Origin of the sequence: Marivita sp. (assembly GCF_051859345.1) — a bacterium.
Taxonomy (GTDB): Bacteria; Pseudomonadota; Alphaproteobacteria; order Rhodobacterales; family Rhodobacteraceae; genus Marivita.
Window position 1 is genome coordinate 29,236 of the sequence record NZ_JBHYFV010000032.1, and the last position, 17,909, is coordinate 47,144.

The window sequence follows — 17,909 nt, forward strand, 5'->3', positions numbered from 1 at the left end:
GGCAGCGTTTGAACTGCTACATGATCTCGACTACAATGACGGTAATGTTGTCGGCGCCGCCGCCGTTCAAGGCGATCTGAATAAGCCGGTCCACCACGGTTTCCAGCGGTTCAGCGTTCATCACATCCTCGATCATCTTGAAGGTCGCGTATTTGGTCAATCCGTCGGAACACACGAGGAAACGGTCGCCGGGTTCAACCACACCGCGCACCTTGTCCAGTTCCAGTTCGTCCCCGACCCCGACAGCGCGGGTGATGGCATTGGATTGCGGATGATGTTCGGCCTCGTCCCATGTCATCTGGCCAGACTCGACCAAGGACGCCACCAGAGAATGGTCAGCCGTCAGCATCTGAATGGCACCATCATGTACAAGGTAGATGCGGCTATCGCCGGCCCAGAGACCGACAAAGTGCGAATTGGCCAACATGAGGCTGGCCACCGTCGCGCCAATCGTCGCCACGCCACGGGCCTCTGCCTCGGCGCGGATCAGTTCATGGGCTTTCTGTATGGCATGGCGCAACGCGTGCATGCGGTCAGTTGCGGACAGATCAGGTTCTATCGTGGCGATCAGGTCAGTGATCAGACGACTGGCAAAATCACCGGCTTCGTGACCGCCCATCCCATCTGAGACAACCCAAATGTTCTGTTCCGGAAGCGCGAGAACGGAATCTTCGTTGACCTTGCGCTTTAGTCCAACGTGGCTTCGAGCATTGAAGCGGACCCGTGGGGTAACAACATTCATAAAATGCCTTCTCTCCAAAGCTCGGCGTCCAGATCGAACAAACCTTGCATGTTCGACCCATCCGGTAAACCGTCACACACCATGAGACGATTGTCCCCATCCATCGTCGTGCTCCAGATGGTGGGAACCTGAAAGGACCGCGCCAAAAGATCGGCCGTGAGGCCCGTGAGCATCTTTTGCGCATCCGCATTCCTGCAGGCGACAACAGACCCGGCGGCGACCCGGCAGTGTGTGTTTTCCAAAGGAACCGAAATTTCGAGCGCGGACAGTTTTTCGTCCAGGGCATCCCTGCTGATGTCTTCGTCCAGCACCGACAACGCGATCGTTTCAAGCTCTTCAAAAACGTCCGTGTCCATCAAATGCGCTCGGATGGCCGTCATCTCTTCGGAAAGCGGCACCATGAGCGTCAGGGGAAAGCGCCGCCCGACCCGATCGACCGACGGCATGAGCACGCCAAGCACAGCTCCGGGACCGGCAAGGCCCGCCGAAAGGCAAAAGCGCCAGATCGGAACCGACATATACAATTCGTCCCAACGCGCGCCGTAGGCATGTGCCCCTGACACGAGGCAGCGCTGTAGCCATTCGTCCCAGACATCCGCGAAACCGGGCGGAGCGTTGATGCGGAAGAAATCCCCGACAGAGGGGATTTTCCCGAAAGCTCCGAACTTCACGGTCGTCATTAGAATGTTTTCGGGCAGCTGAATTTCGAAAGCGCCGGCAGCGCAAACGGATTCAAGACTGATCCGGCCTGAAGTTGGAAGATGGAGATGCGCCCACCGACATTGAAAATGACACGCTTGCGGTCAGAGACATTGGTTCGCCGCACCTCGGCCGCGTCCAGCAATCTGAACCAGGCCCAGGGACCGTCCTTTTGCAGGACACTTTCCACGTTCTGTGCTGGAGGGGTAAAGCTGATGCGGGCAAGACCCACTCCGCCCGGCCAATCAAGCGCCACAGGGGTCGGCGCACCGCCACGATGGGCAAATGGAACCTGTTTTCCATGCACTTCAAGCATCACGGATTCCGCTTTGGGGTCCAAGGCCTGGGGCATCATCTGAAACTGGATGTTTGGCGCGCCACCCCCGGCAAAGAACGCTTCGCGAATTTCGGCGGCGTGTTGCAATTGTTCAAGCACAGCCGGGCTGATGCCCAGATCGACATCATTCACCTGTTTCCATGACCATGGGCGCGTCCGGGTGTCGATATACTCGATCAGGTTTTCGTTGACGAAGCTGTCAATAAGACCAGCGGGACCAAACAGCTTCTGGAAATCCGCGATCGCGACATCAGCCTGCGCGCGCCGATTGAACGGATATCGATCCCCCAAAGCCTGCTGACAGAACGGCAGAATTGTCGATTGCCAACGTGCATTGATTCCCGTCCGTGTATTGTCCGACGTGATGCCCGAAGACCCCGACGCAATCTGTGTGGCCCAACGCTCCAACGGTCCGTCCGCACGCGCAGCCGCCTCCTGGAACCTCTGGATTGCGGCACCGCCCTCCCCGCTGGAGGACGACCCCGAGAAGCTCATCTTGTTCAATTCCTGATAAAGCTCGGTCAAAAGAACGATCAGCTCATCAAGCTGTGACGGCAAACCGGGTTCCGGAGCCTGTGTCAGCTGTTGCAGCCAGCCAAACCGGTCTTCGACATACGACCCCGGCGGTTGCGGTGCCGCTTCTCCGGAGTTGGCCGCAGATTTCTGCAAGGCTTCCAGCAACAGCCGGGTCCGCGATCTCATCTGACGCTGCACATCCTCTTGGGCGATGGCACCGACGTCGCTTGCCAACTCGCTGGTCCCGCCTGAACGGTCTTCGGTCAGACGGGTTTCGTCGGCAATCGCCTCAAGGATATTGACGATGGGCGATGTTGGACCGGACAGAACATTTGTGACCTCAACCGCGTGGCTGAGCGACTCCAGCGGAATGATATCGACATCACCAAGGATCGCATCATAGCGCGAGATGAAGTCGTTGTAATACAGGTCCAACACATCCCGGCTCAGTGCGGCAAGCGCCTGTTCGGTCTGTTCGGCCTCACCGCGCGGACCAAGCACCCAGCTTTCGCGTTGGATCCGTGCTGCCACGCTCAGGGCTTCGCCAAGAAAGACGTCGTTGAAACCGCTATAGGTAAAGATGCCATCGACCCCGTCGGTCAACGCCTTTCCCGATGAGCGCACAAGGACGCGTGCAACCGCCGGGCCGCCTGCATCCGTGATCCGCCATTTGGGGAGCGATACCGATGCGGGGCTGTTGATGATCCCGTTATACACCCGCTGCGCCAGGGGCATTTCGGACAGAAGCGCCTGAACCTGTTCCACAAGCGGGCCATTCAATTCGATCTCCTGCATCGGTTGGTCCAGAAGTGCGGTCAGGTGAATGTCCAGATCCTGCCGGAATTCTTCGCGCGCCGGGCCGGGAAAGGCAAGTTCCCAGTCGAGCAGCATCCACTCCGAGACAAGGTCCTGATTCATCGGCCCCTGAAGCCCCAGCATGAGGTATATCTTCAGTGCCTCGTAAAGCAGATCCGGGTTGTTCATGTTGCCGCTCATCTGCTCTTCAAGCCGCAGCAGAAGCCGCGGAAGCAGTCGTTGGTTCAGCGCGCGGCGATAGGTCTGGGTCGCCTGCGAGCCGATAACCTCGCCCTGGTAAAGACCATAGGTCAGTCGGCTTTCAGGTTCCGGATCCGAAATCGTCGGGTTGGCCGGCATGTCGCGCAAGACATTCAGGGCCGCGACGACGGGAACAAGATCCGTGTCCCCGATCGGGCTACTTGGCAGTTTCGAGGCGGCGCTGGAGTATTCGGCCACATGGGCGTTGGCCTGCGCGATCAGTTCGCTGTTTCCCTGGAATGACCGGACCAGCAGAGTCCCGGCGCCAGCGGCAACCATCACCGTGGCAATGATCGCGGCCCATTTGGTGATCTTGTAGCGGCGTTCGACCTTGTCATCCGCAGACACAAGCCCGGCTTCGGGGAAGATCACACCTTCGAACAGACGCGTCAGGAAGTAGGATCGACCGGCCCCCTGCCCTGTGCCGATGGCTTGGCGACCAATCCCGAACGTCCGCGCCATGCTGAGCATCAAGCGGTCGATGGGCGTGCCTTCCTGTGTGCCGGATGTGAAATACACGCCACGCAGCATCTGGCGATGCTGAAACCGGTTTTCCTGAAAGACTTCGGTCAGAAACGCCTTGGCGACACTGCGCATCGAGGCCACCTGCGACGGAAAGCCCGCCACCAGCGTTCGGCGCTGCGGATCGGTTTCCTCTTGCATGCGTTCCAGTGACTGCGAATTGAGCCGTTCAAGAAGGGCTGCAAATTCCTCGTCGAATGCCGCGACCGGCGACGCTTCGGTCTTGCCCTGTTCAAGCGGCAACGTGAAACCCCAGACCTGTTCACGGCTTTCCTTGCCCAGATTGTCGTGGAATTCGGTGAACCCGGCAATCAGGTCCGCTTTGGTAAACAGAACGTAGACCGGGAAACGCACACCCAGTTTTTCGCGCAATTCGGTCAGGCGGGCGCGCACGGCCCCTGCATGGCCTTTCTGGGTGATTTCATCCTGCAACGCCAGATCACTGAGGCTGATCGCAATGATCGCGCCATTGATCGGCTGCCGCTTGCGAAACTTCTTCAGAAGACCAAGAAACCCTAGCCAGGCCGCATTGTCGGCCTGCGCATCGCTTTCCTGCGTGGTATAGCGCCCCGCCGTGTCGATCAGCACCGCGTTGTTGGTGAACCACCAGTCACAATTGCGCGTGCCCCCGACACCGCCAATCGCGGTCTTGCCCATCTCGTCGGCCAACGGAAACTGAAGACCCGAATTCACGATGGCGGTTGTCTTGCCGGCACCCGGCGGGCCGATCATGATGTACCACGGCAATTCGTTGAGATGCTTGCGCCCGTTCTTGGACTTGCGCAATTCGGACATCGCCGTTTTGAACTTGTCGCGCAGTTCGGTGATCTCGCCGCTGACAACATCATCGCCGGTGTCAACACTTGCCGCGATTTCTTCGGTCAACTGCTTCTCGCGGCTGCGTCTGCGCAAAAAGATGGTCAATCCGATCCCGCCGAAGATCAGCGCGAACAGCCCAACCATCAGCAGGCGAACCATCACCGATCCAAATGGTCGGCTGACGTCGTTTCCGATCAGCGGTCCAAGATACCATACCAAGAGCGACAGCACGAGGGCGGCGAAGAACAGGCCGAAATAGATCGACGTAAAGAACCTGAGAACCTTCATGCTTCGTTCTCCCGAACCAGGACGACTTCGATTCGTCGATTTGTCGCGCGACCTTCACTTGTCCCGTTGTCCGCGATGGGTTCGGCATCCGCGCGGCCTTCGGCACTTAGTCGGGAATCGTCATCAATGACGCCGGCCATCGAATTCATCACCGACTTGGCACGAGCCAGCGACAGGTGCATGTTCGATGGAAAGCGAGAGGACCGGATCGGTACGTTGTCGGAATGCCCGACGACAATCACCTTACCCGGCTCATCATTCAGCGCCTCGGCCACCCGGTTGATGCTGCCCTTGAATTTCTCGACCAGCGTATCCGACCCCGAGCCGAACATGCCGGACCCTGCAATTCGGATGACCAGCGTGTTGCCCTTGCCAAAGACATTCACGATTCCTTCGTCGATTTCGGGTTTGAGGAAGGCGACAAACTTTTCAAGCTGCTCCTCCTGCCGGTTGACCGGCGGAGGCGGCGGCGGAGGTGGTGCGCGGCGTTCCAGTTCGGCCACCGGACCGGCATCTATGATGGACAGTTGTCCAATCAGGTTTTCTGTCCGGTTTGACAGAACGTAGCTAAGGCTGCCGAATTCTGTGATCAGCAACAGACCCGTGACGCCCAGCGCGATCCAGACAGGTTTCCAGGCCGACAAGGCCCGGTATGGTTTGTTGACGCCCTTCCAGTTCGGGGACAGATCGCGTTCCATCGCGCCGCGCTGCGCACGGATGACGGACGCCAACCCGGCACGGATGCGCTGATGCTTGTCCGGACCACCCTGTTCCACCCGAAGTCGGCCCTCGAAACCAAGCGACAGGCACATGTACATGAATTCAAGCAGTTCGATGTTGTTGCCCGGTTCCTTTTCGAGCCGCGCAAGCAGGTCATAGAACCGGTCCCCACCCACGGTTTCGCGGTGAAAGGTGCCGACCATGGATTGCAGACCCCAGCTCGACTGGCCCCCCCACGGCGTGTTCAGAACCACATCGTCCAGGGTTGCACACAGCGAATAGCGTGCGGCCTTTACGGTCTGAGCGGGAATTCCGGCCTGAAGCGCGCGGTTCTCAAATGCACGCACTTCGGACACAACCGACTGGCGCAGCTTGTCCGCGTCCATATGCTGCGCACGGTTGCGCACGCGGCTGATCAGAGAAAACAGCGGACCCGCGCAGGCGTTCAGCCGGTTCATGCCGGTCAAGACCTGCTCTGGTTCGTTTTGCTGCGCCCTTGGGGTCGCGGCGGGACCGTCCTGCCCCCCCGCTCCACCTGGAATGCCGAAGGAATCCATCGCGGGGGCCGCAGGCTCTGCGGGCGTTTGCGGCGCGGCTTGCGGCGTTACCGGCTGTGCATAGGTCGGCTGCGGCATCTGGGGGGCCGTGCGGCGGCCTCCCGGATTGGGCTTGATGACAGTTCTGTCGGTATCATCCGGTTCGGCAAACGGGTCTTCGTCAGACATCGCAGCAGCCTTTTCTTAACTATTTCTTATCGCCCACAGCTCCATATCAAGTCCCGGGTACTGTCCTGACACATGTACAGCGATCCCGCCGGACGTCGTCATTTTACCCCAGTACGGACTGTCGGAGTCGAGTTCAAAATACACTTTTCCCGCTTGATACGGAACCTGACGCGGCGCGACAGGCAGAGGTCTTAATGTAATGCCCGGCAGGGCCGAATTGACCAATTGCCGGATTTCTTCCACCGGGCCGATCTTGGATTGGCCCGCAAAATGTCGCCTGATGTCTTCGGCTGGCACCTCGGCCTTCACCGCAAGGACAAACCCTGCCGTGGACAGCAGTTTCCGGTCTGCAATCAACCCGACGCTGATGCCGTACTTGCGCTCTTCCAGCGCGATCAGCACCGCTGATTGTTCAAGCACGGCGCTTAGGTACTGCCGCAGAACACGGATCACCGGCTGGAATGTCGCCGGTTGATCATCATGCTGGTACGGGGGCAGCATGGGCACTTCCTTGTTCTCGCTCATGAACGAGGCAAGCTCTCCAACCAGCTGCACGCAGGCCCGATAGACAGTTTCCGGATGCACGTTTTCGATATTCGTGAAATGCCGGAAAATCGGAAGCGCCTTGTTGACCGTCATCAACAACAGGAAATCCGAGATATCCGCCGTTCCGCGTGCCGGACCGCTTTCTGACAGGCGTCCCGCCAATGCCTGCATCCTGTGCGACAGAAGACCTTCAAGTTCGCTCACGAAACCAGCAAGGGTCGGTGCGGCGCGAATGTCGACACAACTGGGAATGAAGGCGCGATCCAGAAGGATTTCCTTGTCCGGGCGCACTTCGATGATCCGCGCAATCGGGATCACCAGCATATCCGCCAGATCATCGACTTCGAGAGCGAATTGCGCGCGCAGCTTGCCGACACCGATGGTGACAGACTTCTTGACCGACCCCATCACATCCGTGATTTCGATTTCCGATGGACGCAGACGGCTTGCCGAGCTTCCGCTGTCCGACAGATCAACCTCGGTCGCCCCTTGGCGGCGCTGCGGGATTGTCAGGACAACAACACAGTCCTTGATGTTCTCCGGTATTTCCAGCGATGGCGGGTGATCTTCGGCCTGCGGAACCCGAAAGACGGTGCCATCCTGCGTGAGACCGGCGCAGGATTTGACGGCAAACTTGCCGATCTTGAGCGCTTCCTCGTCGATCTCCAGCTCGCTGAAGCCCCAGGCATAAGGGGTCACACGACGTGCCAGACCAGCGACCAGCGCTTCGGTGTAACGATCCGCTTGCTGGAAATGATGAGGCTGCAGAAACAGCCCCTCTGTCCACAGCACTTTGTTGTCCCAGGACACGTGCAATCCCCCGTCTTTTAGTGCGCGCGAACGCGCTTATTCTAATTTGTCGAGCTGTTCCTTGTAGGCCCGCGCGAACTCGCGGCTGAACAGCTCGTGAAAATCGTTTTCGGCCTGATCGGATATCTGAGCGTACATCTTTTCGTATACTTCCCAATACCGGGCTTTCTTACCTTTAAACATACTTCCTATCGCACTGGATGTCTCAATCTGACCTGCCAGCACTTCCGGATCAAGCTTCCCAAGCACACCTTTGATGGCCGCTTCCATCCCGGTGACCATCGCGATCTCGTGCGCCTTGATGTCGTCAAGCGCTTGTTCCGTTGCCGTTTCAGAACTCAGATACCCTTTCGCCTTGGGTTTCACCAAGGCGGTTACAGCGTCGTCTTCGCTTAGCGAAAACTTCAACGGGTTGTTCCCACCTGAACTGATCATCGTCTGGTCAATCCGAAATTCGGATTTGATGGAGGTTCGGGTCATCAGGATTTCGCGAAGCCCCACAATCATCGTCCGCATGACACGCCCCATTCGCGTCATCGCGCGTTCGAGATCCGCATCGTCAATGACCAGGTCTTCGACATCGAGCGCTTGGAAAAAGGCGCGCGCGGCGGATTGATCGCCGGATGCCACTGCGGGCGCCGGAGCGCCGGGGGCTGGCGATTGTTCCGCGCGGGGTTCGGGTGCCTTTGCCGGTGCCGGTGGAACGGCTGTCACCTCTTCTGGCGGAGGCGCGGGATCTTCTTTTGGTGGCGCGGGTTCACCTTTTGGTGGCGTGGGGTCACCATCGTCTTCAAGCGGGTCGAGATCATCAAACACGTCTGGTTCAACCGGGTCCGGATCAGGCGTTTCTTTTGGAGGTATGTCGCTGGACGGAGGAGCCAGTAGATCGTCCCAATCGTCCGGGATCACTCCGGGGCTATTTTTTCCCGATGGCGCAAAATTATCCGAAACCGACGGGTTGTGCATCGGCAACGAGGCACCTTCGCCTTCACGACCGTCTTTCGGTTTCTGGAAGAACTGGTCTTCCTCTTCACCCAAAGGCGGCAACAGATCGTCGATCGGGTCTGAATCGCCAATGTTCTTCGGTCCGGTTGGCCCCCCTTCCGAGCCAAGCAATTCGTCCAGAAAGTCGCCTTCCGGGCCGGGATCGTCCAGCATGGCAAGTGGGTCAGGCGCATGGTCTGCGTTTCCGTGCGAAATCCCGGAAGGTGTTGGGTGGTGTGCCGAAAGATCATCCAGATCAGGAAGTTCCTGACCGATTTCGACAACCAGTTCGTACCCCCCTGCCGACAGGACATCGCCGTTGTTCAGGGGTGTCGGTGTCCGACCCAGAGGGGCTTTGGAATAGTTCAGGAACGTGCCATTGGTCGAAAAGTCGACAATGACGATCTTGCCGTTGTGATCCTCGATCACGAAATGGCTTTTTGACAACATGCGGTCCGGGTCCGGCAACACAAGATCGTTGCCCGGTCCACGCCCCACAGTAAGGCTGCCGCCCCGCATCAGCACAGGGCGTCCGTTGCCCGGCACCATACCGGATGATTGAAACTTTAGCGTCACCGTCATCACTGGCGGTCAGCCTCCTACAAGCACAGTTGGTTCACCCTTCACGATCATGCCACCGCAAGCCACGAGGTCCCCGATACGCGCGGCGGGCATCTTGCAGATGAGCACGGTAAAAGATCCTTTGACAATCGGATGCGGCGGAACCGCTATGGTAAGGTCGCCAAGCCGTGCTGCGGGCATTTTGCCGACCAGCACGGTTATGGCTCCGGGTGGGGCAATCGGTATGGGGGCCGGTACACCTGGTGGTGGCGGCGGCGGGATGAACGGCGTCATACACGCGTGCAGATCGAATATTCTGGCTTGCGGCGGTCCCGGCATCTAGGCGCCCTTTCCCAATTCTTTGCGCTTTCCGTTGCCACCCCGCCCGATATCGACCGCGCGGTCAATAACCTCTTGAATGTATGTATCGAAATCCTCGCTCCGGGTCGAGATCGCTTCGACATTCATGGCAAATGCGGCAATCGAAGACGCGCCCGGAGGCGCAGGCGTCTGGGCCATGTCTCCGGTTCCAAGCATTCCGTCACAATACATGACTGCCATCGCGCAATTCACGGTCACATCGTCGCCGTCGGCGTGCTCCATGCTGTCGATGGCGGCTTCTCTGTTTTCGTCACTGGGGCGAAACACCCAAGCCTCTGCTGCCTGTAAAGACGGCGTTTCGTTTTCCACACCCGTCCCCACGATATCGCGCGCCGCAAGACAGGCCCACCAGACCCGTTCACGCGGAGGCAAGGCGATGGACAGCAGACGCAAGAGGTCCACATTGGCGTTTTTTGCGTCCAGTTCAGTAAGAACCGCCTCAACAGGAGCACTGGCGGGTGCCTCAAGCCGGGTGTCCAGTTTGATATTTCCCTGCGCCAATAGTTTGGCCGCCGGTTCTGTCGGGATCTTCGTCAATTTGCTGAAACGACCTGCCATGATGCCCATCCTCCTAGTTGATCATCACGACGCCGCCCTTGAGCGTCAGCATCATGTCACCACTCACCGTGGTCATCGGGCTTTTGACGTCGGCCTTCATATCCGCCTTTACGGTGATGGTCGGGCTTTTCATCGTAATTGACATCGGGTCCATCTTGATCGTCGACCCACCACATTTGAATTCGATGGACTGCGCCGCGCTGACCGTGATTTTTCCAGACTTCACCGAAACATCCATGTTCCCCATTTTGAGGGTCGTGTTGTGATCACCCGTGTCGATATTCGTGATGTGATCACCCTTCTTGACGGTCTCGGTATAGGTGCCTTCGTTGATCGTCTCGGTGACATCATTGTGCACAGTTTGCGTCAGGTCACCGGGATCTTTTTTCTCCAGACCGATGGTGATCGTGGCGTTGTTCTTGACGATCTGTTCATAGTCCTTTTCCGCTTGGAACCGGACAAGTTCTTCACCTTTCTTGTCCTCGAACATCAGCTCGTTAAAACCGCCACCGCCCTTGCTGCTGTTGGTCTTGACACCGGACTGGGTCTTGTTTTCGGGCAAGGCATAGGGCGGCATTGTCTTGTCGTTGTAAAGCATCCCGATGCACATTGGTCTGTCGGGATCGCCTTCTTCAAAGCTGATAACCACCTCCTGGCCGATCCGGGGAATCGCGATCGCGCCCCAGTTCTTGCCCGTCCATGGCATCATCGTTCGCACCCAACAGGTTGTCTGTTCGTCTTTATTGCCGTCACGGTCCCAGTGAAACTGCACTTTGATCCGACCGTATTCATCGGTGTAAATCTCTTCACCGGACGGACCGGTCACGACTGCAGTATGGATACCGCCCACTTTTGGCCAAGGCGTCTTTTGAGGGGCGCGATACTGTTTCGAGGCTTCGAATGCGCGGAACTTGACCATATGAGGTTCTTCCACGTTTACGTCGAAATCCAAATCGCCGGTAATGGTCGGAGCCTTGTCAAAGATCTTGTTGTTGAAGGCTTCCATTTGCACGATGTCATGATCGCATTCGATCAGCATGACTTCCTTGGGGTCGGCATCGCGCGGAAGCTTGGTGACTTTGAATGTGTGGCCAAGTGCAAAATGAACGGCATCTGACACACCGGACACAGTGTGGTGTGGTGCCACTTCGGACTCCATTCTGACACGCGCATACTGATCCCCAAGACCGCTATTGCGGAAATGACCGGGGTAGTCGTATCGTTCGTTTCCCTCGATGAGGTAGCCCGCATCGAGCTTCTTGCTTTCCGATGTCAGAACGGCGGTCGACGTCTCAAAGTTGTAGTCGTCCAGTACAACCTTCGCGCTGCGCACCTGCTCGTTGCCGCTCCATTCAAACACATAGGGGTCCGTGGTTTCATTGTTCGATCTCATCGAGTACGCGCGGAATTCCAGTGCCGCGGGGCTCTCGACCGGATCGTGTTTGCCGGAATCGTCGATCAGCACCATTTTCTCGGTGTCACCAGAGTGATCGAAATAGTAGTAAATCCCCTCTTCCTCCATCAGGCGATGCAGGAAATCCAGATCGGTCTCGCGATACTGCACGCAGTATTCACGGGGCTCGTATGTGTTGGACAGTCTGAGTTGAAGATCGCCGGAAAACCCGTATTCGCCCAAGACGGACTGGATGATATCCGTCACGTTCATTTCCTGGTAAATCCGCAGGTCCGTGCGGCGGGTCAGGAACCAAAGCCACGGACGAACCACCGCCCTGAATTGACCACCGTCATCAAGAAGCGAAATGAACTCTGCGGAAATGCAGGTGCCGCGAAACCAACGCTTCTTTTTCTTGTCTTCACTTTCAACGACCAGGTGCATGGACTTGCCAACGATACTCTCCAGATCGAGCTTTTCGTTCACACAGAAGAAGTGAACGTCGATCGTCGATACCTCATTGATCCGCTCGTGGACACGCGCGGCAATGGGCAACAACTCCTTGTCTTTGCAATCGCCCTCAAGACGCAGAGGGAATTTGGAAGGATCGAGATTTTTCAACATGGAGGCCGCTCCTTCAGTTTATCCTGAGCCTAAAGCACAAACGGCGTGCTGACCAATTTTCTCTCGCAAAATCCGCATCATTCATCTGATCGAGACAGCCTAGTCAAAGCCATAGCTGAACTCACCATCGGTGACGTCGATGGCCACCTTGTCCACCTTCTTGCCATCAATCATGCGTTTGAGGAATTCAGCCGAAATATCGGGCAGCATCGTGTTGGTGACAATCGCGTCGATCATCCGTCCACCGGATTCGAGCTCCTGACAGCGCGACACAATCGTGTCGACAACGGCATCAGAATATTCGAACGGCACACCATGCGCGTCTTTGACACGTTTCTTGATACGATCCAGCTGTAGCCGCGTGATCTTGCCGATCATGTCCGGGCTGAGAGGATAATACGGGATAGTGACCAAACGGCCAAGCAAGGCTGCCGGGAAAATCTTGAGCAAGGGGTCGCGCAACGCTTTGGCAATCCCTTCGGGTTCGGGCATCAGGTCCGGGTCTGAACACATATCCATGATAAGTTCTGACCCGGCATTCGATGTCAGCAGGATCAGCGTGTTCTTGAAGTCGATCACACGGCCTTCGCCGTCCTCCATGACGCCCTTGTCGAACACCTGGAAAAACACCTCGTGTACATCCGGGTGCGCCTTTTCCACCTCGTCCAGAAGGACCACGGAATAGGGTTTGCGCCGCACGGCTTCGGTCAGGACACCGCCCTCGCCATATCCGACATAACCCGGAGGTGCGCCTTTCAGGCTGCTGACCGTGTGCGATTCCTGGTATTCGGACATGTTGATCGTGATGACATTCTGTTCACCACCATACAGCACCTCGGCCAGCGCCAGCGCGGTTTCGGTCTTGCCGACACCGCTGGTCCCGGCCAGCATGAACACCCCGATGGGTTTGTTCGGATTGTCGAGCGCAGCGCGGCTGGTCTGGATGCGCTTGGCGATCATCTCCATCGCGTGATCCTGACCGATGACGCGCTTTGCAAGGTGGTCCTTCAGATTGAGAACCGTCTGCAATTCATCACTCATCATTCGGCCAACCGGGATACCTGTCCAATCGCCGACAACGCTGGCAACCGCCTGTTCATCGACAATAGGCAGGATCAACGGGTTTTCACCCTGCAATTCGGTCAATTCGACATTCTTCGCCCGAAGCTGGGTCAACAGATCGGCACGTTCTTCTGCGGACATCGGGCTTTTCTCGGCAGCCTCTTCACCACCAGCGTCGGGTGAATCAACCGGCGCGCCGCCTTCCCGCAGCTTTGCCCGCAGGTCAAGAATATCGGTCACAATCGCCTTTTCGGCTGCCCACCGCTGGTCAAGCCCTTCGAGCCGGGTCTCTTCCTCTTGTTTGAGGGCCGAGATGGTTTCGCGCCTCTGGCCGATATCCATACCCGCCGTTTCATCACGACCGATGATCTCAAGCTCGGTGGTCAGCGCGTCGATCCGCTTGCGGCAATCATCCACTTCTGCCGGAACGGCGTGCTGGCTGACGGCGACACGGGCGCAGGCGGTGTCAAGGACGCTGACCGATTTATCGGGAAGCTGGCGTGCCGGAATATAACGCGCAGACAGCGAAACCGCTGCTTCGATGCCTTCGTCAAGAACCTGCACCTTGTGGTGATTTTCCAGCATGGTCGCAATGCCGCGCATCATCATGATGGCCTTGGGAATGCTCGGCTCTTCGACCTGCACCACCTGAAAGCGCCGCGTCAACGCGGGGTCTTTTTCAATGTGTTTCTTGTACTCGGCCCACGTTGTGGCCCCAATCGTGCGAAGCGTGCCCCGCGCCAGCGCCGGTTTCAACAGGTTGGCCGCATCGCCGGTTCCCGCAGCACCACCCGCCCCGACAAGTGTGTGGGTTTCATCCACGAACATGATGATAGGAACGGTCGAGGCCTGAACCTCATCAATGACCTGCCGCAGGCGATTTTCAAATTCGCCTTTCATGGAGGCACCCGCCTGCAAGAGACCGACATCCAGGGCCAGTAGACGCGCTTCGCGCAAGGCTGGCGGCACGTCCCCTCGGGCAATGCGCAAGGCAAATCCTTCGACCACGGCGGTCTTGCCGACACCGGCCTCCCCGGTCAGGATCGGGTTGTTCTGGCGCCGACGCATCAGAACATCGACGATCTGGCGGATTTCCTCGTCTCGCCCGACAATCGGGTCAATTTCGCCGTTGCGGGCCTGTTCGGTCAAATCGGTGCAGTACTGCGCCAGCGCCTCTTCCTTGCCCATGGCACCGGGGGACATGGCACCAGACGCTTCACCGGGAACAGCGCCACCGCCCGTTTGCGATCCGTCCTGCGGGCGTAGGCGGTCTTCGACCGACCCGTCCACGACCTTGGCAAAGTTATCCGAAAGATCATCCGCCCCGACCTTTGAGAACTCTTTCGAAATGTTCATCAGGATTGTGCGCAACTCGGGTGTCTTGAGCATGCCGAGGATCAAGTGACCGGTGCGCACCTGGTTGGAATTGAACAAGAGCGAGCCAAAGACCCAGGCCCGTTCCATCGCATCCTGCAAATGAGAACTGAGGTCCGAGATTGAACTCGCGCCGCGCGGCAGGGCATCCAGAGCGCGGGTCATATCCGCCGAAAGTCGTGCCGGATCAATGTCGTAGTGCTGAATGATTTTCTGAACGTCAGAATTGTCCAGTTGGACAAGCTGTGCAAACCAGTGGACAACTTCGACATACGGATTGCCCCGCATCTTGCAGAAGACCGTCGCGCCTTCAACCGCCTGGTATCCGACCTTATTGAGTTTCCCGAACAGGGCTACACGGCTAATCTCAGTCATTTCAATCTCCTTCGCTCAATCGCGAACAGGTTTCTTCTAAGCCGCAAGGGCGTCTTGCATTGGAACGTCATTCAAAGGTGTCAAAAACAAATCCGCGACTTCGTCGGGGTGATCTTCGGAGCCGACCCAGCTGGTCAGGCCAAGTTGCGTGCTTTGCCCCAACTGCGCCTGCGGAACATCCTGTCCCCGCAGGACAAGGTTCACATCCCAGTCAAGCTGGTCTCCGACGTAGTTGCGCACGATGGCGCGAAAGCGTTGCAAAGCTGGCGTGCCCGGCAGGAAACGCTTGTATTCTTCCATCGTCAGCGGTCCGACGCGCAATCTGAACTTGGTCGAATTGGACCAGACCCGCTCTCCGATACAGGTGGTGTGCCCGAGGCCGCCGAGCCCACCAAGTTCCCAGCGATCATCTGGTTCCAGCGTCAACCATTCGCCGATGAATTCCTCAAGCTCGACCGGCGCGGCAAAAAACCCGCTCAGGATCGAGATCAGACCTTCGGCGTTTTTTGGCGCCGCCGACAAAAGCCCGGAAAAGTGACGCTTTGCGAGATCGGGCATCGCATCGCGATCCCGAAGGGTGTCGCCAAGATAGCCGGCAAGCGCGCCGATCTTGTTTTCGGTTTCGGTATTCTCGCCGCGATCAAAGGCCACTGCGGGCTGTCCACGGACCCACGCGCGATACAACAGCGTCATCACACGATGGGTGAGCATATCGGCAAACGCGACAAAAGTCGGGTCGTGGAAATTGACCTTCCGACTCCGGGCATGTTCGGTCAGGTGGATCGGAAGCGGGCCATGTGGGCCAAACAGTCCAAAAAACAGATTGGTCAGCTTCGCAGGTGAATCGGCCGTTTGCTGCTGGAAATCCGACACCGTTGATCGCGGGAAGGCCAGGTCGGGTTCCTGACCGAAACGCACCTTTTCCTGCCGTGGGCGTCGCGCAGTCCCCAAACGGGGTTCGTCCTCGAAATGGGCTTCAAGAACGCGCATGGCAAGAAAGATATGATGGGATTTGGGATCGCGGATCAGACGGTCGAAATGGGTCAGATCACGCGGTTCTTCCCCATTGTTGGTGACCATCGCGCAATCTCTCCTCTTTGTTGCGTCTTCAATACGGTTTCCGTGAAGCTGTTGATGGTGGAGTACTTGCGGAAAAACCGCTCAAGCACCGATCCGATTGTAAAGATCGAACTGCCCTCGAATAGGCTTTCGTCGAATTCGATCGTAATCTCCAAACCACGCACGGCGGTGGACAGGACACCATCATGAATCCGGCGTACAATCGGGCGTGTCTTGACGGAAATGATGCCCTCAAGCTGACGCTCCAGAGCGCTATCCCCGATCGGGGTGTAAAGCCCCACCAGTTCCCGCAGCGCTGCGGCCCCGCCGCCAGGGGCCCCGGTCTCGTCGGAAATCGACAGGTAGTTCAGGCTAAGATGACTGATGGCACGCCATGCAGCATCACCCTGGGCAATACATGTGCGCGGCTTGGTTGGCCCAATCAGGGTTCGAATGGTCGAGACCGGCCCACCGTCCGGCAAATGAAACACGTTGTCGACGCCATTGGGCAGCAGCATCGGAAGATCGCGGTTGGTGACCATCGCCTCGACCGCCAGTTGGCTCAGGTCCGCCGGATAGGGTGCTTCGTTGGCATCCACGACGGAAAGATAGCTTTCGGAACCCAGATAATTCGTCCGGATACCGCGCAACGCTTCACTTTCGCTGCGCTGTCTCAGATGCCGCGTATGGGTGTAATAGGCAGACCCACCGCCCCCCGCCGCCGTGAATTCATCCGATGAATAAAACGCCTTCAACGGAAGCTCGTCCCGACCTTCCTTGCGAATGCCCGTGACCTTGGTGATCGAGAAAACCTCGAAATCCTTGGGGGCCGTGCGATCCGGGACGACGTGGTGTTCGGTGACGTGATGCGTGACGGGAACCCTGTCACAGCGTTTGGAAAAAAGGTTGATCGCAGGAACACAATGCAGCTTGAATGCGTCCGTTGTGACGTTCGGCGCAATTTCGGATTTGTTGTCGCGCAGCAGGATGTAGATATCCATGCTGTCGGCTTTCGCGCGCGACAAGGGCGTTTTCAATCCAGACACCTCGACAAAGAGGTTCCGCTCTGGCATCGCAAAATATTCCTGCAGCAAACGGTATCCGTCGAAGGACGGGCGCGGCGTTGGCAACAAGGCTTCCTCTGGGGCCAGGCCACGCGGCTTGACGGGTGCGGACAACGGCATCACCCAGTCATCCCGACGGTCAACCGACCGCGCCAGGACCATCGCCGGTTTCGCGCAGAGCATTTCGAACATGCTCCAGGAAATGCTCACCTGCCCACCCAGAAAGAACGTCAGCTTGTCAATCGGCACTTCGCTGATCGGCAGATCGCCATGCCGCTTTAGCCGCAGACGGATCGCGGCACGCGCCTTGGGATCATGCGCCACCCCGGCCGCGACCAGGGCCCCGCGACCATCAATGTACTCTGCCTCTGAAACAGTGATGGGCCAAAGGTCGAGATCCTGAGATGTTCGGAACTGGCACGCTTTTTGCGCACCGGGGACAGGCTTTGATCGCAAGACCGAATGACGGGGCAATGTGAAACCCGCAGCCAGATCCGCGTTTTCCATGTCCGGCTCAAGTTCAGCCACCAACATGGACGGTGTCGGAGCCAGAAAATGCGGAAAGACGACATCCAGCAAATGGTTGGTAAAGGCCGGGTACTGCAGTTCCAGTTCAAGCTGCACACGCGCCGTCATGAAGGCTGTGCCTTCCAGCAACCGTTCTACATAAGGGTCCAGAATCTCGAGCCCATCC

General features: G+C 57.9%; 12 protein-coding genes. All 12 read right to left on the bottom strand.

The genetic code is table 11. The features are described 5' to 3' along the window. Positions 1–16 precede the first annotated feature (16 nt). Positions 17–742, bottom strand: coding sequence for a PP2C family protein-serine/threonine phosphatase (locus tag ACTIEN_RS17030; RefSeq protein ID WP_439524347.1), 726 nt, complete (start codon positions 740–742; stop codon positions 17–19). Then, entirely contained in the window at positions 739–1,422 is a 684-nt protein-coding gene (gene tagF, locus ACTIEN_RS17035; RefSeq protein WP_439524348.1) for a type VI secretion system-associated protein TagF, read from the bottom strand. Before tagF ends, ACTIEN_RS17030 begins: the two co-directional genes overlap by 4 nt. Then, the gene (tssM, locus tag ACTIEN_RS17040) at positions 1,422–4,979 is read right to left on the bottom strand and encodes a type VI secretion system membrane subunit TssM (RefSeq protein WP_439524349.1); all 3,558 of its coding nucleotides are present in this window, start codon (positions 4,977–4,979) and stop codon (positions 1,422–1,424) included. The genes tagF and tssM overlap by 1 nt, the downstream gene beginning before the upstream one ends. Further along, entirely contained in the window at positions 4,976–6,424 is a 1,449-nt protein-coding gene (gene tssL, locus ACTIEN_RS17045; protein WP_439524350.1) for a type VI secretion system protein TssL, long form, read from the bottom strand. The genes tssM and tssL overlap by 4 nt, the downstream gene beginning before the upstream one ends. A gap of 15 nt (positions 6,425–6,439) precedes the next feature. Next, entirely contained in the window at positions 6,440–7,780 is a 1,341-nt protein-coding gene (gene tssK / locus ACTIEN_RS17050; RefSeq protein WP_439524351.1) for a type VI secretion system baseplate subunit TssK, read from the bottom strand. Positions 7,781–7,816: 36 nt separating this feature from the next. Then, positions 7,817–9,346: a type VI secretion system-associated FHA domain protein TagH gene (tagH, locus tag ACTIEN_RS17055; RefSeq protein WP_439524352.1), complete on the bottom strand. Its 1,530-nt coding sequence runs from the start codon at positions 9,344–9,346 to the stop codon at positions 7,817–7,819. A 9-nt stretch (positions 9,347–9,355) separates the two neighbouring features. Beyond that, the gene (locus tag ACTIEN_RS17060; RefSeq protein WP_439524353.1) at positions 9,356–9,664 is read right to left on the bottom strand and encodes a PAAR domain-containing protein; all 309 of its coding nucleotides are present in this window, start codon (positions 9,662–9,664) and stop codon (positions 9,356–9,358) included. Next, on the bottom strand, positions 9,665–10,264 hold the full coding sequence (locus ACTIEN_RS17065) for a DUF6931 family protein (RefSeq protein WP_439524354.1): 600 nt from the start codon (positions 10,262–10,264) through the stop codon (positions 9,665–9,667). 13 nt (positions 10,265–10,277) lie between these two features. Continuing rightward, positions 10,278–12,281 carry a type VI secretion system Vgr family protein gene (locus ACTIEN_RS17070; RefSeq protein WP_439524355.1) on the bottom strand — a complete coding sequence of 668 codons (2,004 nt, stop codon included), beginning with the start codon at positions 12,279–12,281 and terminating at the stop codon, positions 10,278–10,280. A 99-nt stretch (positions 12,282–12,380) separates the two neighbouring features. Continuing rightward, positions 12,381–15,092: a type VI secretion system ATPase TssH gene (gene tssH, locus ACTIEN_RS17075; RefSeq protein ID WP_439524356.1), complete on the bottom strand. Its 2,712-nt coding sequence runs from the start codon at positions 15,090–15,092 to the stop codon at positions 12,381–12,383. Between the two features lie 36 nt (positions 15,093–15,128). Further along, positions 15,129–16,172, bottom strand: a complete 1,044-nt coding sequence (gene tssG, locus ACTIEN_RS17080) for a type VI secretion system baseplate subunit TssG (RefSeq protein WP_439524357.1) — start codon at positions 16,170–16,172, stop codon at positions 15,129–15,131. Next, on the bottom strand, positions 16,136–17,909 hold a 1,774-nt coding region (tssF, locus tag ACTIEN_RS17085), incomplete at its 5' end, for a type VI secretion system baseplate subunit TssF (protein WP_439524358.1). The genes tssG and tssF, both read right to left, overlap by 37 nt.

Bases quoted from the DNA above. Each gene is read 5' to 3' on its own strand.
- ACTIEN_RS17030 (WP_439524347.1), bottom strand. From the start codon at position 742: ATGAATGTTGTTACCCCACGGGTCCGCTTCAATGCTCGAAGCCACGTT.
- tagF (WP_439524348.1), bottom strand. From the start codon at position 1,422: ATGACGACCGTGAAGTTCGGAGCTTTCGGGAAAATCCCCTCTGTCGGG.
- tssM (WP_439524349.1), bottom strand. From the start codon at position 4,979: ATGAAGGTTCTCAGGTTCTTTACGTCGATCTATTTCGGCCTGTTCTTC.
- tssL (WP_439524350.1), bottom strand. From the start codon at position 6,424: ATGTCTGACGAAGACCCGTTTGCCGAACCGGATGATACCGACAGAACT.
- tagH (WP_439524352.1), bottom strand. From the start codon at position 9,346: ATGACGGTGACGCTAAAGTTTCAATCATCCGGTATGGTGCCGGGCAAC.
- ACTIEN_RS17060 (WP_439524353.1), bottom strand. From the start codon at position 9,664: ATGCCGGGACCGCCGCAAGCCAGAATATTCGATCTGCACGCGTGTATG.
- ACTIEN_RS17065 (WP_439524354.1), bottom strand. From the start codon at position 10,264: ATGGCAGGTCGTTTCAGCAAATTGACGAAGATCCCGACAGAACCGGCG.
- ACTIEN_RS17070 (WP_439524355.1), bottom strand. From the start codon at position 12,281: ATGTTGAAAAATCTCGATCCTTCCAAATTCCCTCTGCGTCTTGAGGGC.
- tssH (WP_439524356.1), bottom strand. From the start codon at position 15,092: ATGACTGAGATTAGCCGTGTAGCCCTGTTCGGGAAACTCAATAAGGTC.
- tssG (WP_439524357.1), bottom strand. From the start codon at position 16,172: ATGGTCACCAACAATGGGGAAGAACCGCGTGATCTGACCCATTTCGAC.